At 49.3% G+C, this 24,992-nt stretch carries 19 protein-coding genes and 1 other annotated feature; all 19 genes read right to left on the bottom strand.

All coding sequences use genetic code 11. The features are described from left to right. Window positions 1-66 precede the first annotated feature (66 nt). The 19 genes from murC to ispG all read right to left on the bottom strand — a co-directional run bounded on the left by murC (window position 67) and on the right by ispG (window position 24,969). Window positions 67-1,431, bottom strand: coding sequence for a UDP-N-acetylmuramate--L-alanine ligase (murC, locus tag E6W40_RS24575; RefSeq protein WP_136608885.1), 1,365 nt, complete (start codon window positions 1,429-1,431; stop codon window positions 67-69). Between the two features lie 4 nt (window positions 1,432-1,435). Then, window positions 1,436-2,806, bottom strand: coding sequence for a bifunctional folylpolyglutamate synthase/dihydrofolate synthase (locus tag E6W40_RS24580; RefSeq protein WP_136608272.1), 1,371 nt, complete (start codon window positions 2,804-2,806; stop codon window positions 1,436-1,438). A 70-nt stretch (window positions 2,807-2,876) separates the two neighbouring features. Further along, window positions 2,877-5,543: a valine--tRNA ligase gene (locus E6W40_RS24585; RefSeq protein WP_136608886.1), complete on the bottom strand. Its 2,667-nt coding sequence runs from the start codon at window positions 5,541-5,543 to the stop codon at window positions 2,877-2,879. A 61-nt stretch (window positions 5,544-5,604) separates the two neighbouring features. Then, window positions 5,605-5,897, bottom strand: a binding site (T-box leader). Between the two features lie 202 nt (window positions 5,898-6,099). After that, window positions 6,100-7,416, bottom strand: coding sequence for a LysM peptidoglycan-binding domain-containing protein (locus E6W40_RS24590; RefSeq protein WP_136608273.1), 1,317 nt, complete (start codon window positions 7,414-7,416; stop codon window positions 6,100-6,102). A gap of 191 nt (window positions 7,417-7,607) precedes the next feature. Continuing rightward, window positions 7,608-8,510 (bottom strand): RluA family pseudouridine synthase, encoded by a 903-nt coding sequence (locus E6W40_RS24595; RefSeq protein WP_136608274.1) that lies wholly within the window; start codon window positions 8,508-8,510, stop codon window positions 7,608-7,610. After that, on the bottom strand, window positions 8,507-9,808 hold the full coding sequence (gene hemL, locus E6W40_RS24600; protein ID WP_168929039.1) for a glutamate-1-semialdehyde 2,1-aminomutase: 1,302 nt from the start codon (window positions 9,806-9,808) through the stop codon (window positions 8,507-8,509). The genes E6W40_RS24595 and hemL overlap by 4 nt, the downstream gene beginning before the upstream one ends. A gap of 24 nt (window positions 9,809-9,832) precedes the next feature. Continuing rightward, the gene (hemB, locus tag E6W40_RS24605; RefSeq protein WP_136608275.1) at window positions 9,833-10,834 is read right to left on the bottom strand and encodes a porphobilinogen synthase; all 1,002 of its coding nucleotides are present in this window, start codon (window positions 10,832-10,834) and stop codon (window positions 9,833-9,835) included. 22 nt (window positions 10,835-10,856) lie between these two features. After that, window positions 10,857-12,410: a uroporphyrinogen-III C-methyltransferase gene (cobA, locus tag E6W40_RS24610; protein WP_136608276.1), complete on the bottom strand. Its 1,554-nt coding sequence runs from the start codon at window positions 12,408-12,410 to the stop codon at window positions 10,857-10,859. A 12-nt stretch (window positions 12,411-12,422) separates the two neighbouring features. Beyond that, window positions 12,423-13,379 carry a hydroxymethylbilane synthase gene (hemC, locus tag E6W40_RS24615; RefSeq protein WP_136608277.1) on the bottom strand — a complete coding sequence of 319 codons (957 nt, stop codon included), beginning with the start codon at window positions 13,377-13,379 and terminating at the stop codon, window positions 12,423-12,425. Between the two features lie 2 nt (window positions 13,380-13,381). Next, entirely contained in the window at window positions 13,382-14,029 is a 648-nt protein-coding gene (locus E6W40_RS24620) for a precorrin-2 dehydrogenase/sirohydrochlorin ferrochelatase family protein (RefSeq protein ID WP_246073177.1), read from the bottom strand. Window positions 14,030-14,036: 7 nt separating this feature from the next. Then, a complete protein-coding gene (gene ccsA / locus E6W40_RS24625) occupies window positions 14,037-14,858 on the bottom strand; it encodes a cytochrome c biogenesis protein CcsA (protein ID WP_136608278.1) in 822 nt (273 codons plus the stop codon). A gap of 21 nt (window positions 14,859-14,879) precedes the next feature. Further along, window positions 14,880-16,274: a glutamyl-tRNA reductase gene (gene hemA, locus E6W40_RS24630; RefSeq protein WP_136608279.1), complete on the bottom strand. Its 1,395-nt coding sequence runs from the start codon at window positions 16,272-16,274 to the stop codon at window positions 14,880-14,882. 256 nt (window positions 16,275-16,530) lie between these two features. Next, window positions 16,531-17,055, bottom strand: coding sequence for a hypothetical protein (locus E6W40_RS24635; protein ID WP_136608280.1), 525 nt, complete (start codon window positions 17,053-17,055; stop codon window positions 16,531-16,533). A gap of 139 nt (window positions 17,056-17,194) precedes the next feature. Then, entirely contained in the window at window positions 17,195-17,593 is a 399-nt protein-coding gene (gene speD / locus E6W40_RS24640) for an adenosylmethionine decarboxylase (protein ID WP_136608281.1), read from the bottom strand. Between the two features lie 344 nt (window positions 17,594-17,937). After that, window positions 17,938-18,525, bottom strand: a complete 588-nt coding sequence (locus tag E6W40_RS24645; RefSeq protein ID WP_136608282.1) for a non-ribosomal peptide synthetase module — start codon at window positions 18,523-18,525, stop codon at window positions 17,938-17,940. 293 nt (window positions 18,526-18,818) lie between these two features. Beyond that, window positions 18,819-19,451 carry a ribosome biogenesis GTP-binding protein YihA/YsxC gene (yihA, locus tag E6W40_RS24650; protein ID WP_136608283.1) on the bottom strand — a complete coding sequence of 211 codons (633 nt, stop codon included), beginning with the start codon at window positions 19,449-19,451 and terminating at the stop codon, window positions 18,819-18,821. Between the two features lie 15 nt (window positions 19,452-19,466). Further along, window positions 19,467-21,803: an endopeptidase La gene (lon, locus tag E6W40_RS24655; RefSeq protein WP_136608284.1), complete on the bottom strand. Its 2,337-nt coding sequence runs from the start codon at window positions 21,801-21,803 to the stop codon at window positions 19,467-19,469. 88 nt (window positions 21,804-21,891) lie between these two features. Beyond that, a complete protein-coding gene (lonB, locus tag E6W40_RS24660) occupies window positions 21,892-23,658 on the bottom strand; it encodes an ATP-dependent protease LonB (RefSeq protein WP_136608285.1) in 1,767 nt (588 codons plus the stop codon). Between the two features lie 213 nt (window positions 23,659-23,871). Next, window positions 23,872-24,969 carry a flavodoxin-dependent (E)-4-hydroxy-3-methylbut-2-enyl-diphosphate synthase gene (gene ispG, locus E6W40_RS24665; protein ID WP_136608286.1) on the bottom strand — a complete coding sequence of 366 codons (1,098 nt, stop codon included), beginning with the start codon at window positions 24,967-24,969 and terminating at the stop codon, window positions 23,872-23,874. Window positions 24,970-24,992: the final 23 nt, after the last annotated feature.

Genomic DNA, 24,992 nt, shown 5'->3' on the forward strand with positions numbered 1-24,992 from the left:
CCCGATCCGCGGTAATCAGCGGATGAGGCAGTCTCTCAGCTATGTAAGCAGCAGCCCTAAAAAGGCCTATAGCTCCTTCGCCAGCTCGTAACCAACTTTCCATATATCACCGGCGCCCATTGTAATCACAAGCGTCCCCGGCTGTATTCTCTGCTTCAAATCAGACAGCACATCTTCCTTCGTCGGAAGATATCTGGCTCCGGCATTACTGTTCTGTACGATTAATTCAACCAGCTTGGAAGAATGCACGCCTTCAATCTGCTTTTCTCCTGCAGGCGAATAAATATCGGTGATAATCACTTCGTCTGCCTCACTAAATGCTCTACTAAAGGCATCCAGCAGGAAAAAAGTGCGCGAGTAACGCTGCGGCTGGAACACGGCAATGATCTTTTTACCGGTCGCCTTAGCAGCACTGATCGTCGCTTCGATCTCCGTTGGATGATGTGCATAATCATCGATGATGAGAATATCGTTTTTCTCGCCCAGCACCTGGAAGCGGCGCTTGGCACCATGAAACTTGGAGATTCCCTCAACGATTTGCTCAAACGGAATACCTGCTTTCAGGCAGGAAATGACAGTGGCCATCGCATTGTAAACGTTATGGCGTCCCGGTACCGACAATTCCACTTTTCCGAGAGATTGGCCTTTATGATTCATGGTAAAGGATACATGCCGGTCGCCAAGCACCATATCGGTTGCTGTATATTCCGCGTCCGTATCAATGCCGTAAGTGGCTACCTGACAGCGAATGCCTGGAATAATGGCCTGAATGTTGACATCATCCCCGCAAACCACAGCCGTTCCGTCTTCACGGATTTGATTCAAAAACTGAACATAAGCTTTCTTCAGCTTCTCAAAGTCCCCGTCATAGTTTTCCAGATGGTCGGCTTCGATATTGGTCACAATACCCAGCCATGGATGATACTGCAGGAACGAGCCATCGCTTTCATCCGCTTCGGCAACGACAAAGTCTCCTTTACCGGCCTTCGCGTTCGTTCCCACATTCATAATTTCCCCACCGATAATGTAGGTCGGGTCAACGCCGCATTCTTCCATCACCAAAGCGACCATGGAGGATGTGGTTGTCTTGCCGTGAGCGCCAGCAACCGCTACGCCTTTGCGCTCATTCAGCAGTCTTGCAAGCATCTGTGATCGATGCAGAATCGGAATGTTAAGCTGTTCCGCTTCCACTCTCTCCACATTGTCTTGGGACAAAGCCGTCGAATACACAACCAAATCTGCTCCGTGTACCTGCTCTGCCGTATGTCCGATATAAATTTTGGCACCTTTGGCAGCCAATTTTTCCGTTAATTCCTGGGAAGCCACATCCGAACCCGTGACCTTATATCCCATTTCCAGCATAACCCTAGCAATGGCGCTCATCCCGTAGCCACCAATACCGATAAAATGAACATGTTCAGAATTCAACAGATTTTCACCAACCTTTTTCAGAATCGGTCTGACCCAGCAGAGCGGCCCGCACATCCGATATTAAATAAAGCGTGCCGGATACCACCGCCAAATCCTCCGCTTCTGTCCGTGACTTAAGTAGTTCTAGCGCGTTTTTCCAATCCGGTTCTACGATGATCTGCAAACCTGGTTTGCCATAGGAATGCATTAGCCCCTCCGCAAGTTCATGCAGCGCTGCAGCGTCCATTTTTTTCCGGAAGTCCGGCTCGGTCAGGATAAGCGTATCCACTATAGGAAGTATATGCTTCAAATAGGATTCATGATGCTTATTCGACAGCATTCCCATCATCAAAATTAAACGTTCATGCGGATAGTGCCTTTCAATGCTCTTCCGTAAGGATTCCGCACCCTCCGGATTATGGGCTCCATCCAGGACGATGCGGGGCGCAGAGGATACTTCTTCCATCCGCCCTGCCCACACCGTTTCGCGGAATCCTTTTAAAATATCCTCTTCATCCATAACAAAAGCCATGTACTGACGCAAAATCTCCAAAGCCATTAGCGCTCCGGCCGCATTGGCAACCTGGTGCACACCCTTCATGCCGATTTCAACATCATATTCACGAAATGGCCCCTTGAAATGAAAGGTTTGATACGGACCCTGTTCACCCGTATATTCATAGCTGAATTTTTCGCCTGCCAAATACAGTGTTGTCCGGCATTCCTCCGCTTTTGTCCGCAGTACTTCAACAACTCCCGGCTGCTCCACGCAGCTGACCACAGGCACGCCCGATTTAATAATGCCCGCTTTTTCGAAAGCAATCTGCTCTACGGTATCGCCGAGTACATCGGTATGGTCCATGCCCACATTGGTAATGACCGAAATCACCGGAAATACAATATTTGTTACATCCAGCCTTCCCCCAAGTCCCGTCTCCCATACGACAATATCCGGCACGCATTCCTCCGCATAATACAAAATCGCGAGAGCCGTCGAAACCTCGAACATGGTGGGCGAACCCAGCTCGGTTGCTGCGATCTCCTCCACAATCGGATATAGACGATTCGCAAACGCCAAAAGGGTTTCCTCGGGAATATCCTCACCGTTATATTGAAAACGGTTCGTGAATTTGGTGATAAAGGGGGACGTGAATGTTCCCACCGAATAGCCGCTTTGCAAGAGAACCCGAGTCAAATACGCACAGGTAGAGCCTTTGCCGTTCGTTCCTGCAATATGAATGAATTTAAGGCGCCGATGAGGGTTATTAAGCATCTCCATCATCTTTTCAATTCTTGACATACCGGGGCGGATCCCGAAAGGAATCAGCCCGTTAATCCAGTCTACAGCTTCTGTATATGTGTGCAGGTACGCAGAGGCTTCAAATTGATCTCCCATTTACCATTTCACCTTCTGAATTTATTTGTCCAGGATACTGCATGCTCCCCAGTGAATCGTTTTTCTAAAATCAGCCCTTCAGTTCTTCAATCCGTGCAATAACCTTGCTCCGCTTATCAGAGTAATCAGCCATTTTCGCCTTTTCCTCTTCAATGACTTTCGCAGGTGCCTTGGATACAAAGCCCTCATTACCTAGCTTCTTCTCAACGCGCAGTACTTCATTGTTCAAGTTCTGCAGCTCTTTTTCTAGACGCGCAATTTCCTGATCAATATCGATCAGACCCGCAAGCGGCAGATACAGCTCAGCGCCTGTAACAATCGCGGTCATCGCTTTATCCGGACTCTCAAGTCCCAGACTTGCCGTAAAACTTGAAGTATTGCAGAAGCGCTGCACATAAATTTCATTGCGAGTTACGATTTGAAGCACCTGATCATCTCCGGCCTTCAGCATAAGCTCAACCTTTTTGCTCATCGGCACGTTTACTTCGGCACGGATATTTCGTACTGCTCGGATGATATCCATCAGCAGTGACATTTCACGCGCAGCTCCTTCATTTTCAAGAGCAGCATCAAATTCCGGCCAAGCAGCCAGTGTAATGGACTCGCCTTGATGCGGAAGATGCTGCCAGATCTCTTCGGAAATGAACGGCATAAACGGATGCATCATGCGCAGCGTACGGTCAAGCACGTAGGCAAGTACTGATTTTGTCGTATTCTTCGCTGTCTCGTTTTCCCCGTACAGGGACAGTTTGGAGAATTCGATATACCAGTCGCAGAGGTCATCCCAGATGAAGTTATACAGCAGGCGGCCAGTCTCACCAAATTCATAGGCATCTATTAGACGCGTGATATCACGGGAAGTTTCGTTCAGGCGATGCAGAATCCAGCGATCAGCCGTACTGAGTTCACCGCTTATGTCAATGTCGTCATAAGTGAAGCCCTCTAGGTTCATCAAGGCAAAACGTGATGCATTCCAGATCTTGTTGGCAAAATTCCGGGCCTGTTCCACGCGCTCCCAGCGGAAGCGGAGATCCTGCCCAGGCGTGCTGCTGGTGGAGATCATATAGCGCATCGCATCCGCGCCGTACTGTTCGATGACTTCCAGCGGATCCACACCGTTGCCAAGCGACTTGGACATCTTCTTGCCTTCCGGATCACGAACCAGACCATGCATCAGTACGTCCTTGAATGGAATCTCACCGGTAAATTCAAGTGCAGTAAAGATCATGCGGGCAACCCAGAAATAGATGATATCATATCCGGTAACCAAAACGTCTGTCGGATAGTAACGCTTCAGATCCTCCGTTTGGTCAGGCCAGCCAAGGGTCGAGAACGGCCACAGGGCGGAGCTGAACCAGGTGTCCAGAACGTCTTCATCTTGACGGAGATCGGTGCTGCCGCACTTGGAGCATTTTGTCACATCATCGTGAGCAACATGAATCTCGCCGCAGGCTTCGCAGTACCATGCCGGAATGCGGTGACCCCACCAGAGCTGGCGGGAAATACACCAGTCACGCACGTTTTCGATCCAGTTCAGATAAGTTTTTTCAAAACGGTCCGGTACAAAGTTTACGCCTTTGCCTGATTTCTGCGCCTCTATGGCCACTTCGGCCAGCGGCTGCATCTTAACGAACCACTGTGTGGACAGGTAAGGCTCAACGACAGCGCCCGTACGTTCACTATGTCCAACCTGATGAAGATGGTCATCGATTTTGATCAGGACGCCTTGCTCCTTCAAATCCTGAACGATTTGCTTACGGCAGTCGCTGCGGTCCATGCCCTGGTATTTGCCAGCCAGTTCATTCATTGTACCCGTTTCATCCATAACCGTAATTTGCGGCAGGTCATGGCGAAGTCCTACCTCGAAATCGTTCGGATCATGGGAAGGTGTAATTTTAACAGCGCCGCTTCCGAATTCCTTATCAACGTACTCATCTGCAATGACCGGAATTTCACGGCCAACAATCGGCAGAACGAGCATTTTTCCGATCATATCCTTATAGCGCTCATCCTTTGGATGAACGGCTACAGCCGAATCCCCAAGCATGGTTTCCGGACGTGTGGTGGCTACCGTGATATGCCCGCTTCCATCCTTCAAAGGATAGGAGAGGTGATACAGATGCCCTTGAACCTCTTTGTATTCAACTTCAATATCAGAGAGGGCCGTACGAGCAGCCGGATCCCAGTTGATGATACGTTTGCCGCGGTAGATCAGACCTTTTTCATGAAGCTTTACAAAAACCTCGCGTACGGCTTTGGACAGGCCCTCATCCAGCGTAAAACGTTCTCTGGAGTAATCAAGGGAAAAGCCCATTTTCGACCACTGCTCATGGATGGTTTCAGCGTATTTGTCTTTCCACTCCCATACCTTTTCCAGGAACTTCTCCCGGCCCAGATCATAGCGAGTAACGCCTTCTTCGCGAAGCTTTTGCTCCACTTTCGTCTGGGTGGCGATACCGGCGTGGTCCGAGCCTGGAAGCCAAAGGGCGTCATAGCCCTGCATCCGTTTGGTGCGGATCAGGATATCCTGCAGCGTAAAGTCGAGCGCATGCCCGATGTGAAGCATGCCTGTAACATTCGGAGGGGGAATGACAATCGTATAAGGCTTCGCGTCTTTGCGCTGTCCAGCCTTGAAAAACTCCCCTTCCATCCAGTATTTATACCATTTTTCTTCGGCTGCCTTCGGATCATAGGTCGTCGGCATTTCTGTCGTCAGTTTGTTGTCCTGCTCTGTCATCATTGCATTCCTCCATCACAAGATCAGCTTTGTGCTAAAAAAACAAAAAAGCCCCTCGTCCTCAAAGGACGAAAGGCTGTTCTTTCGCGGTACCACCTTTGTTTCGCGTATGCCTAATGCAAATACATCTCACCTTAGACATGGCAGACTGCTCTCAAGCAAATGCCTTCAAGTACGCGACACTTCATGCAGATAACGGCTGCAGCCGGTCTGCTCTAACCCGAGAAATCGGCTCAAACAGACAACTCCCGGGCGACTTCGGTTGAATGCATCCTGCGGAATCTCACAGCGCAGCAAAGCAATTCCACTCTCTGAAGGGCATATCATCCTACTCTTCCCGATCATCGTTCTTGACAAAATATAAGAATATCATAACTTGGTTGTCGACTTAAGTCAACATAGAGCGTGCTGCTGTCCAGGCGTCGTTTCACGCTATAGAATTATTATTAACTTATGTATGAATCTTAAACAAGGGTACCGGGCAATAACACAAAAAAGCGCCCGGCCTTTTCTTCCAGTACCGGACGCCCTTCTTATGATTTTCATCATGCCATTCCTACGGAATGTATAAAATTTGGCCTTCCTCAACCGTTTGCTCGGCCAGCCGGTTATGGAGCAGGATTTCGCGGGCGGTGAGCTGATAGCGGTTAGCAATCGTCTCCAGCGTTTCCTCCCGCTGAACAATGCATAGCCGCACTTTACGGAATTGATTTTTTTCCGAGCTGCTTCCCAGAAACAGATTCTGCCACTGAATATCATCGCTGCCGTTCGCTTCCCGTTCCGTTTCTTCACGCTGAGGCTCTTCCAATACAGCCTGCTGCTCCTGCTCTTTCAGTGAACGGCTCGAAGCCAGAATTGAGGAAAAACCGATGGATTCCTTGTCATCCCTTTGCGCATCTTTTTTGCTACCAAGAGCGATTCGCATTTCCCGTTCATCCGTAGGTTCTTCCTTGGGTACCGATTCCTGCTGGAAGGCACTGAACGGAAATGCCGGCTCGTGAATAGATTCCTGATCAACAGACGTCAGGTAGATATTCGTCTCTTGATCCTCTTCCGCCGGAATCGCGGTATTTTCTGGGTGTAACAGTTCCGATTCATCTTCATGCTCAAAATGCCAGACGTTCGAAGATGCCTTATTCCCGCTGCGTTCCGGGGATTCCTTGTCCGTATGTAACGCGGTGGGAGCGGGTACTTCTTCAGGCTCCGACGTCTCCTCAGGGGTCCGCTGCTGGGAATAAGTTTCGGCAGCCGTTTCGGCCTGCGGCAGGATTTCGGTGAAATCTGATGCTTCAAAGCCTTCAGGGACGGTAAAGCTCTCCGCTGCATATGCCGGCGCTTGGTTATCCGCTGAATACGATGCATCGTTCGTTTCCCTGATCTCCGCCTCATCCGCGCTGCCCTCCTCTTCCTCCAAAAAAGCAGCCAGTACTGCATCCTCAGCAGGATCATCTGACGCATGTATGACCGTAAATTCATCAGCATTCCATGCAGGTGCCGGGTCGCTTACAGCGGTTTCGATTCCGCGTAGGGACAACACACCCGTGATGTTCAAGCTGCGTTTGGACAAGAGATCTACATCAAAATTTTCAATTTCAACGGCAATCTCGTCCAGCGAAGACACACGATTTGTAGGTACGGTGATTTCCACAGGAATAAAATGCTCAAGACGCTGTGTACCGTCCTCCTCCCCATCGCCTCTGTACAGCCCGCTTAAAAGCAAGTGGCCACGAAGTGCGACCTGCTCCCCCTGGCTGATGACCTGAATATGAGGCAGCAGCTCGATTTCTTCCAGCTCGGCAATTCCAGACACATCTTCCGATAGATGAATTCGCTCATAAATATCAAAACGCAAACCGTAGGACTGGTCAAACACAGAATTGTCCTCCTTTCGGCATATTTCTAACCATGAGTCTGCTCACGGCATGAGCCCCAAAATGCGTTACTCATTCTATCTATATGCTCCAAATATAAGGGCATTCCAGTTTTGCACCAGTCCGGCAGTTTGCGCCGATATTTTCTGGACATTATGCGAATTCTTCGCTTTTTGCCAAGAATCATATGTGCTTATTTTATATTGCACAGCTTCTCATGCAGCTGCTGCAGATCAATGGGCCAAGGATCGGCAATATCAATTCGTTCTCCAGTGAAAGGATGGGTGAACCCAAGCTGTTCGCCGTGCAGCGCCTGCCTTCCAATCAAGGCCGTACTTCCGCCATAAAGCGAGTCGCCCAGCAGCGGATGCCCCAAATGGCTGAGATGAACACGGATTTGATGCGTACGGCCTGTCTCCAGCTCAAGATGTACGAGAGAGGAATTCTTGAACAACTCGCCTACACGTATGCGCGTTACTGCGTTTTGACCGGATGGAGAGACCCGTCTTCGCTGCTTATGGTGGCGATCCTTGCCGATTGGCAGATCAATTACTGACAGCTCGGCCGATACCTTGCCCTGCACGAAGGCTGCATAGCTCCGCGCAATGCGCTTGTGGCGCATATCCTCATCCAGCTTAAGCTGAGCCCACTCATTTTTGGCATATAGAACAGGTCCGGTCGTACATTGGTCAAGCCTATGAATATGCCGTACGGCTACTTCCTCGCCCTGCATCTGAAAATACGCTGCAACCGCATGATCGAGTGTCGGCTCTGCGTTGCCTTTGCTGCCATCAGGATGAATATTCATGCCTGCAGGCTTATGCACAACCAGACAGAAATCATCTTCATACAGGATATCAAGCTCATGCCATATTGGTTCAATTCCCGCTGCTTGAACGGGAAAGAGGGCCAGCCGCAGCCGGTCCCCTTTCCATTCTATCGCCTTATTTGCGTGCAGCTGCTTCATAAGCTTTTCCGGCATTCCCAGTGTCTCCAGCAGCCAAGCTGGTGTAGCTTCGTCCCGGTTTGCAGCCCCGCTCAAGCTTTTCCCGGGAATCAGCTCCAGCCATTGACCGCGGCGAGTCCATGTTCTCACAGGTTTTTCAAGGCGTTGTAGTTGGCTTCAATCGTAGCATCGATATCCTCTATGCTGTGCGCAGCCGATACAAACATCCCCTCGAACTGGGAAGGAGCCACACTGACGCCCTCTTCTACCAGATTGGCAAAATACTTGGTAAAGCGCTGAAGATCGCTAGCTTTGGCTGTATCATAGTTCACCACAGGTCCTTCCGTGAAGAACGGACAAACCATGGAACCGACACGGTTCAAGGTCACAGGAACGCCTAACTGCCTGGCATTTTTCTCAAAACCTGCCGCAAGGCGCGAAGCGCGCTCCTCGAGCTGCTCGTACACCTCAGGTGTCAGCAATTTAAGCGTCGTATATCCGGCAACCATTGCCAGCGGGTTACCACTTAACGTTCCCGCCTGGTAAATTGGTCCGGATGGGGCGATCTGCTCCATAATTTCGCGTTTACCGCCATAAGCGCCCACTGGAAGGCCACCGCCGATGACCTTGCCAAGACAAGTCAGATCAGGTGTAATGCCCAACAGGCCCTGCGCACAGTTGATGTTCACACGGAAACCCGTCATCACCTCATCAAAAATCAAAAGGCTGCCATAACGTGTTGTAATCTCACGAAGACCTTGCAGGAAACCTGGAAGCGGAGGCACAACCCCCATATTGCCGGCAATCGGCTCGACAATGACGCAGGCGATCTCCTCGCCAAAACGTTCAAAGGCCACTTTTACGGACTCGAGATCATTATAGGCTACTGTAATCGTGCTCGATGCAACACTTTCAGGTACGCCAGGGCTGTCAGGCAGACCAAGCGTAGCTACGCCTGAACCCGCTTTGATCAGCAGGCTGTCCGCATGTCCGTGGTAGGAGCCTTCAAATTTCAAAATTTTGCCCCGCCCTGTATACCCGCGTGCAAGACGGATTGCACTCATCGTTGCTTCCGTTCCCGAGTTCACCATCCGCACAACATCAATCGAAGGAACACGTTCACAGACCAGTTTGGCCATTTCCGTTTCGATAAGGGTTGGAGCGCCAAAGCTTGTGCCTTTTGATGCCGTTTCCTGAATGGCCGAGATAACCTCCGGATGGGCATGTCCCATAATAAGCGGGCCCCAGGAGCCGATATAATCAATAAAACTGTTGCCATCGATGTCATAGATCCGTGAGCCCTTGGCATGATCCACATAAATGGGTGTCAGGCCAACTGATTTAAAAGCCCGCACAGGACTGTTAACCCCGCCGGGAAGATAATGCTTGGCTTCTTCAAACGCCGTGCGGGAAGCCTCTTCTTTACGTTTTCCAGACATATTGCTCATGAAAGTCACTCCCGTGTCGTTATTTTAATGCTCCTGCATCCAGCGGGCGGCATCTTTTGCGAAATAAGTGATAATGATATCGGCTCCAGCGCGCTTCATGCCTGTCAGCATTTCCTGCACAATCGCCTTTTCATTGATCCATCCCTGCATTGCTGCAGCCTTCACCATGGAATATTCGCCGCTCACGTTATAGGCAACCAGCGGCAGATCGAACTGATCTTTCAGCATCCGAATGACATCCATGTACGCCAGTGCTGGTTTAACCATCAGCATATCTGCACCTTCGAGTACATCCGTTTCGGCTTCGCGAAGAGCTTCGCGTACGTTGGCCGGATCCATCTGATAGGTTTTGCGGTCGCCAAACTGCGGAGCGGAATCAGCCGCTTCACGGAAAGGTCCGTAGAAGGCAGAAGCGTATTTAACCGAATAAGACATAATCGGCACATGTTCAAATCCGGCTTCATCAAGGCCCGCACGGATCGCCTGTACAAATCCGTCCATCATATTGGACGGCGCAATAATATCCGCTCCGGCCTTGGCCTGGGATACGGCAGTTTTCGTAAGCAGCTCAAGCGATTCATCATTCATCACATCACCATGTATCTGACCGTCGACTTCAAAGGTATGAACCATACCGCAGTGACCATGATCGGTAAATTCGCATAAGCAGGTATCTGCTACAACGAGCAGATCAGGGTACCAGCCTTTGATCAGGCGGGTCGCTTCTTGAACAATACCGTCTTCTGCAAAACCGGATGTGCCTACGCTGTCTTTCGTCTCCGGAATACCAAACAGCAGTACGGCAGGGATGCCAAGTGCCACAATTTCGTCTACTTCAGACTTCAGGGTATCGAGCGAAAAATGATACACGCCAGGCATCGAGGAAATTTCATTTTTAACTCCTTTTCCGTAGGTAACGAAAATCGGCATAATCAAGTCGTTAACATGAAGTACGGTTTCACGCACTAAATTACGCATGCCTGCGGATTGGCGCAAACGCCGGTGTCTTACAATTGGAAAACTCATATCTATTACCTCCTGTATCGCTTTATTTCACTTGTTGATGATCCTTTTTCATGTATGAACAGAGCGATTCCATCAGCCCTTCAATCGTCGATTGCTCGGCAACCATACTCACACGCAGTCCGGCATCCCGGGCTGTCTGGGCTGTCACTTCTCCAATGCAGGCGGCTTCGACTGTACTGAGCAGCTGCACCGGATCCTGAACGCCCATCTGCTTCAGCTTCCCGATTAGATGCGAGACTGTCGAGGAGCTGGTAAAGGTGACGATATGAATCGCATGATCCTCAAGCAGCCTGATGAGCTCGTGGTCTTCATCCTGGCTCATCACCGTCTGGTAGGTATCAATAGCAGTGACATCCAGCCCTAGTTCTTCCAGTTTTTCAGGCATCCAAGTTCTTGCCAGGTTACCGCGAGGCAGAAGTACCCTCTGACCAGGCTTGAGCTGGCTGCCAAGTGTTTCAATCAGCCCCTCAGCCTGAAAACGCTCTGGAAGCTCGACCGGCACAATCCCGCGTTCTATTAACGCTTGTGCAGTCGCCGGACCTACAGCGGCGATCTTGGCCCCGTAAAGGCTGCGAACATCCTGACCTTGCTCTGCCAGATGCCGGTAGAAATATTCAACGCCATTAACGCTGGTAAAAAACACCCAATCATAGGTATTAAGCTGAGAAAGTGAGTCCTGTATCCGGACAAGTTTATCCCGATCCTGCGGATAGACGGTTTCAATGACCGGGAATTCATAGGACTCACCGCCAAGCTCATCAATCCGGTTTACAAGCTCCGAGGCCTGGGACTTTGCACGAGTGACCAGGATGCGCTTGCCGAAAAGAGGAAGGAACTCCGCCCACTTCAGCTGCTCTCTCTGGAGCACCACGTCGCCAACCACAATAACAGCTGGCGGCTGAAAATTAGCAGCTATTACACGCTGCTCAATATCCGCTAGAGTTCCTGTCAGTGTATCTTGTTCAGCGCGGGTCCCCCACCGAACAAGAGCCACCGGCGTGTGACCGGGACGGCCATGCTCCATGAGCTGATCCGCAATATATCCAATTTTGGACACACCCATCATGAAAATAAGTGTACCTGTCGCATTCGTAACCTTCTCCCAATCAATCATCCGGTCAAGCTTGTCCGGACTTTCATGCCCGGTAATAATCGAAAGCGAAGATGCCATCTCCCGGTGAGTGACAGGAATACCGGCATAAGCGGGAACGCTGATGGCGGCCGTTACACCGGGTACAATCTCGTAAGTAATACCATTCTTCTTAAGCAATCCGGCTTCTTCACCGACGCGGCCGAAAATGGTAGGATCGCCGCCTTTTAACCGGACAACCACATTGCCTTCCAGAGCCAGATCGACCAGAAGCTGATTGATTTCTTCCTGCTTCATTGTATGTCGGTCTGGCAGCTTGCCAACATATATTTTACGTGTACCCGGCTTCACAGCCCCAAGAAGCTGCGGGGCCGCAAGACGGTCGTAGACAACCACATCCGCTTTTTGCAGACATTCCAGACCTTTCACAGTAATTAACTTGGCATGGCCTGGGCCTGCACCAACCAGATATACTTTTCCCGCCATCTCCCCATCCCCTTATTCCCTGACTTGTTCGAGAATTTTCTCCGCTCCCCGCTCAATCAGCATTCCGGCTACATCTTCACCAAGCTTCACCGGATCCGTGCCGAGCAGTGTTTCCTTAAGGATTACATCCCCATCCGGAGAACCAACCATTCCTGTCAATTGTATAACGTTTTGCCCCGCAAGGGAATGTCCCTCCGGTGCCTCGACCAGTACGGCATAGGCTCCGATGGGAACCTGGCAGCCGCCATTTAGCACGCCCAGAAATTTACGTTCAGCAGTGACCGTCAGCTCCGATTCTTTGTCGTTATATAAGGAAAGCACCTTCAGCAGCTCTGCATCATCTTGACGGCATTCAATGCCAAGTGCACCTTGTCCAACTGCAGGCAAACAGGTTTCAACCGGAAGATAAGCAGTTATTCTGTCTTCCCAGCCCATCCGGTAAAGACCAGCAGCTGCCAATAGAATCGCCTGAAACCCTTCTGTTTCAAGCTTCTTCAGACGTGAATCAATATTGCCGCGAACTGGCTCAAGTTCCAGATCAGGGCGGTATGCCTTGAGCTGGCTGGAACGGCGGAGACTACTAGTCCCTACTTTAGCTCCATGCGGCAGATCATCAAGGCTTTTTCCTTCGAGCGTAATCAGACAATCCCGGGGGTCCACTCGGCGGGGCACTGCGCCATTCACCAGACCCTCCTGCAGTACGGAAGGCATGTCCTTCATGCTATGTACCGCCATGTCTATCTCGCCGTCCATCAAAGCCTGCTCGATTTCTTTGACAAACAATCCCTTGCCTCCCACCTTAGAGAGGGTCACATCCAGTATGCGGTCACCTTTGGTGACGATTTTCTTCACTTCAAAATCGAAATCAAAGCCATGCTCTTTGCAAAGCCGTTTCAGGTCATCGATGACCTGGCCTGTCTGTGTCAGTGCCAGCGCACTTTGTCTGCTTCCCACTACGATTGTCCGCATTCTCATTCCTCCTGATTGTCGTTGATCCACTGCCTGATTTCCTCCGGACTCCAGAGTCTGAAGGTACCCTGCCGCAGCGATTCCAGCATATCCGGTCCACATGCCTTCCTTAGCAATTTTTGCCGGACTGCCGGATCGCTAACCTGTTCTTGGATCATCTTCCGCATATCATATAAACTATCGAGATATTCCTCGTATTCCGTTCCGAAATCATCTTCCAGCTTCCTCCGGATGGCTCTCGCAGCGAGAGGACCCGCACCCGAGGTAGAAACGGCTATCAGAAGACGGCCGCGCCGGAGGACACTGGGATGTATAAAACTGCCAAGAGCCGGTTGGTCAGTCACATTGGCAATAATCCCTCTCGCCTTGGCTTCTTCCGCTACCCGTCTGTTCACTTCCGGATCATCTGCGGCGGCATGAACCATAAACGCCCCTTCCAGATCCCCTTCAGCATACTTACGGGGCAGCCAGTTCAGCTTGCCTTGATCATGATATTGCCGGAGGGCCACTGTTATCGAAGGGCTGATAACGGTCACGTTCGCAGCACCCGTGAGCAGCTCCTTGATCTTTCTTTCGGCGACCTGCCCTCCTCCAATGACCATGCAGATCCTATTTTCACAATCCAGCATGATAGGTATATATGTAGGCAAGCCGTCATCACTCCCCATTCCAGCCGTGAAAGTCAGACCATGTATTGAGCACAAAAATGATGATTATAAAAACATACCCTGTCAGAATCCATTTAGCCATAAGTGAGCCGGTATGCTGATGAGAGCGTTTCTTGAACAGATAGAAATAATAGAATCCCAGTCCCGCCAAGGTAGCCAGCACCTTCAAATCCAAAAGCAGATTCAGCCTTCCCTCCGAGATGACTGATAAAGCCGCTACGATAAAGGAAACCGTCAGCATCGGTGTACCGATAAATGCCAGAGAATAGGCGTATTTATCCAGCATTTCAAGACTCGGCAAACGCCGTACCGTATCCGTCCATTTCTTTCCTTTCAATTTTCGGTGAAGAAAAAGATACATCCCCGCGAAAACCGCGGCAACCGTATAGATGACAAAGCTGAGATTGGCCAGCGTGATATGGAGCACAAGCAGCCCATGAACCGTCTCCCAATGCCGAAGCGGATTGTTCCCCGGTGAAAACCAGAGCCTGTTCAAAATCTGGATGCTGAATCCTACAATACCTAAAAGTAAAACGGCAAATTCCGCCCGCTGCAGCAAATTGATAATCAGGGAAGCAACGACAAGACTAAACGCAAGCAGGAGCAGAAAATCAAACGGCGTAAAAATAGGAAGCGCCCGTTCCTCCATAGCCCGGATAAACAGGGCGCCCGCCTGCAAGACCGCAACTACAGCAAGAAGCCCTGTGCCCATCCGCTTCGCGCTCCGATTGCGTCGAATGCAATCCGAGATAAAAAACAGAAGGCTCAGGGCAAAGATATAAATACCGGCATCATAAAATCCAGTGAGCATGTCCACTCCCCCTGACGGCCATTAAAGGCCTGCTGGTGTCAGCGAACCTTTGAAGGCAAACGGTTTGTTTTCATGCTTTTCTCGGTTGAGTTCACTTTTGACCGTACTTGACTGCTGCAGGTTACTCGCGTCCTGCCCGGCTTCATCCAAATCCTCTTCCAAAGCAAAAATCTGTGTGAAGTAATCCAGCGCTTCATTCCCGTTCTTTGCTGCCGTCATTTCTTTGATTCGGTTAATCGGATCATGCATCATCTGATTGACGATGCTCTTCGTCAGACGGCGGATGACTTTACGCTGATGCTCATCCAGCTCTGGTAGCTTGTTAAACAAGCTTTGCAGAGTCTCTTCATGGATATTGGAGGACTTTTCCTGCAGTGCCCGAATCGCCGGTCTAACACCCAGTGTCTTCAGCCATTGATGGAACTCGTCCATTTCTTCTTTGATCATCACTTCAATTTTAGCCGCCTCGGCTCTGCGCATCTCCAGATTGCTCTCGACAATCCCTTCAAGATCATCAATATCATACAGGAAGACGTTGTTCAGTTCGGCAATCGCCGGATCAATATCCCGTGGTACGGCAATATCAATAATGAACAGAGGACGGGATTGGCGTTTCTTCATGCTTTCACTGACCTGGGCGCGGTCCAGGACATAATCCTTGGCTCCTGTGGAGCTGATCAGGATATCCACCTCATGCAGCCGCTCCAGGGCCTTTTCCATCGTACAAGGCGTCCCCTTGAATTTGCTTGCAAGCTCTTCCGCACGGGCCAGCGTACGGTTAGCCACAATAACCTCTTCCGCACCATTTGCGTACAAGTGCTTCACCGTGAGCTCGCTCATTTTACCGGCACCGAGAATCAGCACCTTTTTATCATCAAACATGCCAAAAATCCGTTTGCCCAGCTCTACAGCAGCATAGCTGACGGAAACGGCGCTTTCGCCGATCGAGGTTTCAGAATGCGCTCTTTTGCCAAGTGTTACAGCTTGTTTAAACAACATATTAAACCATGTACCCGTCGCTTTTTCCTGCTGACTTTGCAAAAATGCTGTACGGACCTGGCCTAAGATTTGCGTTTCTCCAATCACCATGGAATCCAGTCCGCAAGTTACACGGAACAAGTGGGAGATTGCCTGCTCATCTTCATATATATATAAATGCTGGGTAAATTCCTCGCGAGGAATATCAAACCACTGTTCCATAAAACTGCGGATGAAGTATCCACACATATGCAAACGGTCCACCACAACATAAATTTCCGTACGGTTACATGTCGCAACGACGACGCCTTCCATCACGCTTTTGGTCAGCATCAGCTGGCTGAGCGCTTCCGGCAATTCATTCTGTTCAAACGTAAAACGTTCCCTTACTTCTACAGGCGCTGTGCGATAGTTCAATCCGACAACGACGATGTGCATTTTGATGTTCACCTGCCTAAGTTTCGTTTCAAAAAAAAAGATCCAATTTAGGATAATTTTTTTGGCTTCTATTCATTTTCACTATGTTAATTATATCACAGTTGTAAAGTGTCCCCTGAATTATTTTATGAAATGTTTATGAAAATACTTCGATTGAGCTAAAGCCTGATTACCTTTAGTTCATTCTGTTTGTTCAGGAGGTTTTTACTATCTTGCCATAAATGGCAGCAGTTTATACTGTCTTATTAACCATCATCTATTTACCTTTAATCAGAGCTGCAAGCTGCTTGCCCGTTTTTTCAAGCTCATCGTTTTTCGAAGATATCACATGTCCACTTTCGCTGAGGAGCTGTTGATAGGACGGAACGACACCTAAAAAGAGCTCACTGTATTTAACAAGAAGCTCCCTCTCCATTTCACTCAGCGGTCTATTTCCGCCGATTTGCCAAGTGGTCAGAGTATCTACGAGGTCCCCTATTGCTGAAAAAGTGTAAACCTTATCCTTACCAAGCGAGTTCACCAGCCGGTCATGGGCGAAAGCAGCCGAATATGCCGCCAGCTTCAGAGCATTCAATTGACTTGTGTTTTCACTGTCCGACGCGTCCATGAGCGAGGTGTTCAGCACCTGCATCTGAAAAAGAGATACCTCGTACAGCATTTTCTCCGCATCCGCATGCCCTGCCTGCGGCCGCATCATTCGGTACCCCTGGTACACGAGAATTGTAAGCAGCAACAGGATCAGGCTCGCAAAAAGTAGATCTCTAGATCTTCGTCTTCTCATTTAAACCAGCCCCCTAAAGCTTCGTTCATGAGCTTTTAGCTTGTTCCATAACTACAGTATATGGGGCCTTCTGAAAACAAATAACCATGGAGAGCGATCTCCATGGTTATGAATCATTATCATTATAAGCGTCCAGCCTCTATACCAGCTCGACTTGTTTCATTTCCGGTGTTTCCACCTTCAACTCGCCCAAACCGCGTACAAGCTTCTTCGCATACGTTTTTTCAGGCTTCAATACGGATACCAGGTAATCGATTGCCAGTTGTGGATCGACTGTTTCGCCACAGGTGTAGCAATCAATCGCTGCAAATCCTCTCTCGGGATAAGTATGAATCGAGAGGTGGCTTTCTGACAGCAGAACAAGCACTGTCGCTCCTTGAGGTTCAAACTGCTTGGATTGTACCGACATTACTGTAGCACCACATGCTTCTGCAGCCTCAACCATTTGAGCTTGCAAAAATTCCGCGTCGTTCAGCATATCAAAGTCGACTCCCCAAGTGTCAACAGCAACGTGTCTTCCGAAAGTTAAGTATTCCATCTTCCGGTTTCCCCCTTCCTAGGAATAAAATGTTTGAAAATTTCATCCGCTAGGACCTACGTCATTCACTTCCCGAGGGAATAATCTCTCGCAACATTCAATGTCCTGAGTGAATCCTGGTTCCTAATATATTCTTTTCAACGAGATTAAAAATAACATCTATCAGGGCGAATTGCAATACTTTTTTTGAATATCCTCTGCGTTTTATTTTTCCACAATTGTCCCAGTCAAAATGCGGATAAATACATGTTGAATATGCTTTTGCTTAGCGGCGCAAGCACATGATTTCCAACAAAAAAGGAACTCCCTCGTAGCGAAGGAGTTCCTCTTGTCAATGTATGGGTTTAAGCCTCTAATGCAAACCATTTAGCGGTGCCCTGCCGCAGTTTTTCATCAATGCGGGCAATTTGTTCACTGGTTTTCGCTTTATTTCGTTCATCAAGCCAGTAGTTAATATTTTGATAAAGACGCGAGATCTCCTGTTCAACAGAATCCAGCTGATACACACGCTGCAGTTCACCTGCAGTATGTTTGTACTCATACACCAGCTTGCTCTGAGAAGGGGTTACTTCCGCAATTTTTCGAACGGAGCCGTTTTCATAATAATACATCATTGTGAATCCATGATAAATCCGGTTAACAATGCCTTCGCCCTTGCAGGCGATAAAAAGCTTGCGTACCAGGTTGGTCATACGAGGGTTCACCAAGCGGCATGACAACTCACAGAAGTACAAGCCATTCTTACTTTCAAGAGGAAAATGAACCTCCTCACCGCTTTCGTCTTCCAGCACAATCTCTTGTCCTCCGCTGTCCAGCACCTTAACAATCGCTTGCATGTGACAGCATTCAGCCGAATGCATAAACTGGTTCAATTGAAGCTCCGTCATTTGAAAAGTGGCTTTAACATACTCTGTGGCTAACCGCTGAGCCATAAAAATCTCCTCAATTCTTTTTTATGATTATAGAACGTATAAGTTTTCAGCGGTGCTGAAATGATTCTATAATCGCAAGAAAAATTTCCGAATCCTTAGTATTATTATACAGCACAACTTAAAACGATTGCTTGCGGACGAAACCATGATTTTTCTTCATATTTCATAAAAAAACGGATTAAAACGGATTTTTGAGCAAACTTTTTACGGGATGCTCACTTTCCTGCCGGATAAAGTCTGAATCCCTACGCGATACGCTGAAATTTTATGCAATTTCCGTTTCGTGTTCTCCCTTATTCAGCCGTTTGCTCTGGATCAGGTTGATCGTTCTCTTCCTGGTTCAGACCCGCTATGGATTCAATATGAGCCCATAACTCATCTTTACCCACTCCGGTCTCCGATGAATACATGACGAAAGAATCTGTTTTACGCATCAGGAGACCTTCCTTCATCTGCTTCACATGCTTTTGCCAGCGGCTCTTCGGAATCTTGTCCGCCTTGGTGGCCACCACGCAGATCGGAATCTCATAATGTTTCAGCCAATCATACATCAACTCATCATCCTTGGATGGTGGATGACGCAGGTCGACGATCAGAAGTACCATTTTAAGCGTCTCACGCTCAAGCAGGTATCTTTCGATCATTTTGCCCCATACCTGCCGCTGGGTCTTAGACACCTTTGCGTAGCCGTATCCGGGAAAATCGACGAAATACAATTCCTCATTAATGCGGTAATAGTTGAGATGCTGGGTCTTACCGGGTGTAGAACTGGTTCTGGCCAAATTCTTACGATTGATCATACGGTTAATTAATGATGACTTGCCTACATTGGAACGCCCTGCCAGAGCAATCTCCGGCAAGGCGTCCTCAGGATATTGGTCAGGGCCAACGGCACTGATTACAAATTCCGCTTGGGTTACTTTCATGTCAATGTGTCCTCTCTAATGCACTCCCGCCTGTTCCACAAGCGCATGCTTCAGCACTTGGTCCATATGGGACACCGGAACAAACTCCACTTCATTTTTAACACTGTCGGGAATGTCGCGCAGATCCCGCTCGTTGTCTTTCGGGAGCAATATTTTCTTGTAGCCTGCACGGTGCGCCGCTAGTGATTTTTCCTTCAGGCCGCCAATGGGAAGCACCCGTCCGCGCAGTGTAATTTCGCCGGTCATCGCCACATGCTTGGATACATGCTTTTTGGTAAGAGCCGAAATAAGAGCGGTCGCAATCGTAATTCCGGCCGATGGGCCGTCTTTTGGAATAGCACCTTCAGGAATATGAATATGAATATCATTCTTCTCATGGAAGTCGGGCATGATGCCGAGCTCTTCAGCCTTGCTGCGTGTATAACTGAATGCAGCCTGGGCAGATTCCTTCATCACATCTCCGAGCTTTCCGGTTAATGTGAGCTTGCCTGAGCCCGGTACGACAGTTACCTCAATCATCAGCGTTTCACCGCCAACCTCTGTCCAGGCAAGGCCTGTAACCGTACCAATCTGGTCCTCGAGATCAGCCACGCCATGACGGAACTTGGCAGCGCCCAGATATTCTTTAATATCATCGGGTTCCATCGTAATGGATTCCGTTCCATCCGAAACAATTTGTTTGGCAGCTTTGCGGCACAGCGCCGCTACCTGCTGCTCCAAGTTGCGGACTCCAGACTCGCGCGTGTACTCCCGGACTACTTTAAGCAGTGCCTCTTCTCCAATGTGAAGCTGCTCCTCCAAGAGACCATGCTCTCTTTTCTGCTTTGGCAGAAGATAGCGCTTGGCAATTTGCAGTTTCTCCAGCTCCGTGTAGCCTGGAATATTGAGTACTTCCATCCGGTCCAGTAAAGGCCGAGGTATATTGTGAATTGCATTCGCAGTCGTAATAAACATAACCTGTGACAGATCAAATGGAATTTCAATAAAATGATCGCTGAACGTGTTATTTTGTTCAGGATCGAGCACTTCCAGCAGTGCGGAAGAAGGGTCACCACGGAAATCGGATGCCATCTTATCGATCTCATCCAGGAGAAACACAGGATTCAAAGCCCCGGCGTTTTTCATCCCTTGGATAATGCGTCCCGGCATCGCCCCCACATAGGTACGTCGGTGACCACGAATTTCGGCTTCATCACGGACTCCGCCAAGCGAAATGCGGACGAACTTCCGGTTCAGCGATCTGGCAATGGAACGTGCGAGCGAGGTTTTACCCACGCCTGGAGGGCCAACCAGACACAGAATGGGCCCCTTCATCTTTTTAACGAGCTTCTGTACCGCCAAATACTCCAGTACACGCTCTTTCGGTTTATCCAGACTGTAATGGTCTTCGTCCAGCACCTGTTCGGCTTTATGGATATCCAGGTCATCTTCTGTTTTGTTACTCCATGGAAGGGCCAGCAGCCAGTCCAGATAGTTGCGGATTACACCGCCCTCAGCAGAACTGGAAGGCATTTTTTCCAGACGGTCTATTTCCTTTTCGACCTTCTCCTTCACCTTCTCCGGAAGCTCCTGCTTCTCCATAAGATCACGCAGTTCTTCAACTTCCCCGGTGCGTCCTTCTTTCTCGCCAAGCTCCTTCTGGATTGCCTTCATCTGCTCACGCAGATAGTATTCCTTCTGGGTTTTCTCCATCTGCTTCTTCACACGCTGGTTGATCTTGCGTTCCAGCTCCAGTACTTCGCGCTCATTATTCAGGATATCCAGCAGCTTTTCGAGACGTTTGCCGACATCGACCGTTTCGAGAATCTCCTGTTTATCCTTGATTTTAAGTGACAAGTGACTGGTAATGACATCTGCGAGACGTCCGGGCTCCTCAATATCAGATACCGCAGCAAGCGTCTCGGGAGTGACCTTTTTGGATAAATTGATATAATGCTCAAACTGGCTCAGAACTGTACGCATCAGCGCATCCACTTCAGGATTGTCGCTGTCCTCTTCATGCAGTTCCCGGGCGAGGACTTCATAATACTCCTCGTTGTCCGTATACTGTATAATTTCGGCGCGTTCCATCCCTTCCACTAGGACACGGATGGTGCCGTTTGGAAGCTTAAGCATTTGTCTCACGTTGGCTACTGTGCCAATACGGAAAATATCTTCTTGCGTCGGTTCTTCTATGTTCACCTCAGATTGAGAACAAAGGAGAATCAGGTTATCTTCCACCATTGCTTTTTCCAGAGCCTTGACCGATTTCTCCCGGCCTACATCGAGATGCAGTACCATGCTCGGGTAGACTAGAAGGCCTCTCAAAGGCAATAACGGAAAACGGCGGCCTTTCGCTTTACTCAGCCCCATCGCTTTCGCACCTCCAGCCGTTCTCAGGTTATAACATCTGGTTATATTTTAGCAAATGTTCACAGAAAACACCAATAATTAAGCTGCTTCAACATGTCCCTGCATCGGTAATTTGTCCGGAACGGCCAGGCTTCGCCTGTAAAAATGGAGCAGCAGGCCCCTGTGGAAAGATTTCCGGAGCCGCACTCTTATCCATCGCATCATTCAAATCCTCATGCATTTGAACATCAAGCGCTGGCTCCAGTTCAATTCCAAAGACATGCAGGAATACCTCTTGCACATTTTCCACTGGAATAACCCTCAGACCATCCAGGTCCTCGAACAGGGTTTGCCAGTTTTCCTTCGGAATAATCACCGTGGTGGCCCCCGCCTGGAATGCAGCTTCGACCTTGGCGATGACGCCGCCAATTGGCTTCACCCGTCCATGGATACTGATTTCTCCTGTCATGGCGATCTGGTTATCAACGGGAAGACCCCTGACTGCCGACATAATGGCTGTAGCCATGGCAATCCCTGCAGAAGGTCCGTCGATTGGCGTTCCTCCTGGAAAGTTGATATGCAGATCATAATCACTTGGTTTAAGCCCCAGGGAACGGAGTACGGTAAGTACATTTTCAACCGAACCCTTAGCCATGCTTTTACGACGCAGCGTTCTGCTGCTACCGCCGATTTCTTCTTCCTCTACCACACCCGTAATATTGTATTTGCCTTGCCCTGCTGCAACCGGTACCGCGGTCACTTCAATTTCGAGCAGAGTCCCCATATTCGGTCCATAAACCGCCAGACCGTTTACGAATCCCACCTGTGGGCGGTCTGGAATTTTGCGGTCCGGACGCGGCTGAAGCTGACTGCTGCTGGCAACCCACTCCACATCGGAAGCTGCAAGCGAATCCCTTTTCTCCGTCAGAGCGAGCCCGGCTGCAAGCTGGATGATGTTTACGGCTTCGCGTCCGTTAGTCGCATACTGTTTTACAACATCAACGGCTTCGGGGCAGGGTTTGAGTCCAATTTTCTGAATGGCATCCTCAGCAATCCTTCCGATCTCATCCGGCAGTAGGGGACGGAAATAAATTTCCATGCAGCGGGAACGCAGAGCAGGAGGTAATTCCTGCGGGGAACGCGTTGTGGCTCCCACAAGACGGAAATCCGCGGGCAGCCCGTTCTGGAAAATATCATGGACATACGCAGGCGTATTGTTGTCTTCTGAATTGTAGTATGCACTCTCGAGCAAAACTTTACGGTCTTCCAGTACTTTTAACAACTTATTCATCTGAATCGGATGCAATTCCCCAATTTCGTCCACAAACAACATTCCGCCATGCGCTTTTGTGACAGCACCCGGTTTAGGCTGTGGAATGCCGGCAACGCCCATAGAGCCTGCGCCTTGATATATTGGATCATGTACGGAACCAATTAATGGATCGGCAATACCGCGCTCGTCAAAACGAGCAGTCGTCGCATCAATCTCCGTAAACTTGGCATCGGCTTTAAAAGGAGAAGCAGGATTTCGTTTCGCTTCTTCCATCACGACACGAGCGGCAGCGGTTTTCCCTACCCCCGGTGGTCCATAAATAATGACATGCTGCGGGTTACCGCTGCACAGTGCGGCCTTCAACGCTCTTAAGCCGTCTTTCTGGCCTACGATATCCTGAAGTGATTGCGGCCTCGTTTTCTCTGCTAACGGCTTCGTCAGCGAGATGGAGCGAAGCTTCCGCAACTTGTCCATTTCTTTTCGGGACTCCCGGTCCACAGCAGTACGGTTGGTTTTCTGACCGCGAAGCAAATTCCAAAAATAGATGCCGATGATGACGGCAAAGAAAAATTGAATCAACATCATAACCATGCTTAAGTTCATTTCATAAACCCTCCCGTTTCTCATGAGTGGCCAGTTTCCCCTTCAATTCTACTTTGCTTTTTACGGGTTGGCCTGATACATGGTAGTATAGCCGTTTCACAACCAGGTAAACGCCCGAAGCATGATTTAAGGACACAATTTTCAAAAATACTGCACAAAAAAAGCTGCATGCCCTTTAGAAAGCAAAAGGCAATGCAGCTTGTTTTTACTTGATTAATGCTTACGGCCCGGAATTTCCCCGGTTTCTTCATATACTTTGACGATGGAGTCAATTTCTTTCTTCAGTTCGACCACCATTTCTGCTTCTGGTACCTTGCGGATCATTTCTCCGTAGCGGAACAGCAGACCTTCACCACGTCCACCGGCAATACCGATGTCTGCCTCACGCGCTTCACCCGGTCCATTAACAGCGCAGCCCAAAACCGATACCTTAATTGGCACTTTCAGTTTTGAAATGTATTCCTCAACCTCGTTTGCAATCGAGAACAAATCGATATCAAGACGTCCGCAGGTCGGGCAGGATACCAGCGTAGCTGCATTGGAAATAAGACCGAAGGTTTTCAAGAGCTCACGTGCCACCTTAATCTCTTCAACCGGATCCGCACTCAGCGAGATGCGCAGCGTACTGCCAATCCCCATAGACAGCAGCGCACCAATGCCCGCCGAGCTCTTGATCGTACCCGAGAACAATGTTCCGGATTCAGTAATCCCGAGATGAAGCGGATAAGGTATGACTTCCGCCGCTTTGCGGTAAGCTTCTATCGCCATTGGCACATCAGATGCCTTCAGTGACACGATAATATCGTGAAAATCCAGCTCTTCCAAAATATTAATGTGGAACAAGGCACTCTCTACCATCGCTTCCGGAGTCGGATATCCGTATTTCTCGAGCAGATGGCTTTCCAGTGAGCCCGCATTCACACCAATACGAATAGGAATGCCGCGCTCCTTACATGCTTTGACAACCGCTTCGACTTTGTCACGGCTGCCGATGTTTCCTGGATTAATCCGAACTTTATCGATGCCATTCTCAATCGCCTTTAGGGCAAGCTGATAGTTAAAATGAATATCCGCAACCAGCGGTATATGAATGCGTTTTTTGATTTCCTTGATCGCTTCAGCAGCTTCCTTGTTATTCACCGTCACGCGAACCAGCTGACAACCGGCTTCCTCCAAACGAAGGATTTCAACTACAGTCGCTTCCACATCTGCGGTTTTCGTCGTACACATGCTTTGAATGATGACTTCATTGCTTCCGCCGATCGTCAAATTACCGACTTTAACAGGTCTTGTGTCTTTTCTCAAAAACATGATCTTTTTTCTCTCCCATAACG

Source organism: Paenibacillus dokdonensis (assembly GCF_004916975.1).
GTDB lineage: Bacteria > Bacillota > Bacilli > Paenibacillales > Paenibacillaceae > Paenibacillus_AQ > Paenibacillus_AQ dokdonensis.

Excerpts from the sequence above, each read along its gene's own strand:
- ispG (WP_136608286.1), bottom strand. The coding sequence starts at position 24,969 with ATGTTTTTGAGAAAAGACACAAGACCTGTTAAAGTCGGTAATTTGACG.
- hemA (WP_136608279.1), bottom strand. The coding sequence starts at position 16,274 with ATGCACATCGTCGTTGTCGGATTGAACTATCGCACAGCGCCTGTAGAA.
- yihA (WP_136608283.1), bottom strand. The coding sequence starts at position 19,451 with ATGAAAGTAACCCAAGCGGAATTTGTAATCAGTGCCGTTGGCCCTGAC.
- E6W40_RS24645 (WP_136608282.1), bottom strand. The coding sequence starts at position 18,525 with ATGGCTCAGCGGTTAGCCACAGAGTATGTTAAAGCCACTTTTCAAATG.
- lon (WP_136608284.1), bottom strand. The coding sequence starts at position 21,803 with ATGGGGCTGAGTAAAGCGAAAGGCCGCCGTTTTCCGTTATTGCCTTTG.
- hemC (WP_136608277.1), bottom strand. The coding sequence starts at position 13,379 with ATGCGGACAATCGTAGTGGGAAGCAGACAAAGTGCGCTGGCACTGACA.
- ccsA (WP_136608278.1), bottom strand. The coding sequence starts at position 14,858 with ATGCTCACTGGATTTTATGATGCCGGTATTTATATCTTTGCCCTGAGC.
- E6W40_RS24635 (WP_136608280.1), bottom strand. The coding sequence starts at position 17,055 with ATGAGAAGACGAAGATCTAGAGATCTACTTTTTGCGAGCCTGATCCTG.
- speD (WP_136608281.1), bottom strand. The coding sequence starts at position 17,593 with ATGGAATACTTAACTTTCGGAAGACACGTTGCTGTTGACACTTGGGGA.
- E6W40_RS24580 (WP_136608272.1), bottom strand. The coding sequence starts at position 2,806 with ATGGGAGATCAATTTGAAGCCTCTGCGTACCTGCACACATATACAGAA.
- cobA (WP_136608276.1), bottom strand. The coding sequence starts at position 12,410 with ATGGCGGGAAAAGTATATCTGGTTGGTGCAGGCCCAGGCCATGCCAAG.
- hemL (WP_168929039.1), bottom strand. The coding sequence starts at position 9,808 with ATGAGCAATATGTCTGGAAAACGTAAAGAAGAGGCTTCCCGCACGGCG.
- lonB (WP_136608285.1), bottom strand. The coding sequence starts at position 23,658 with ATGAACTTAAGCATGGTTATGATGTTGATTCAATTTTTCTTTGCCGTC.
- E6W40_RS24585 (WP_136608886.1), bottom strand. The coding sequence starts at position 5,543 with ATGACAGAGCAGGACAACAAACTGACGACAGAAATGCCGACGACCTAT.
- hemB (WP_136608275.1), bottom strand. The coding sequence starts at position 10,834 with ATGAGTTTTCCAATTGTAAGACACCGGCGTTTGCGCCAATCCGCAGGC.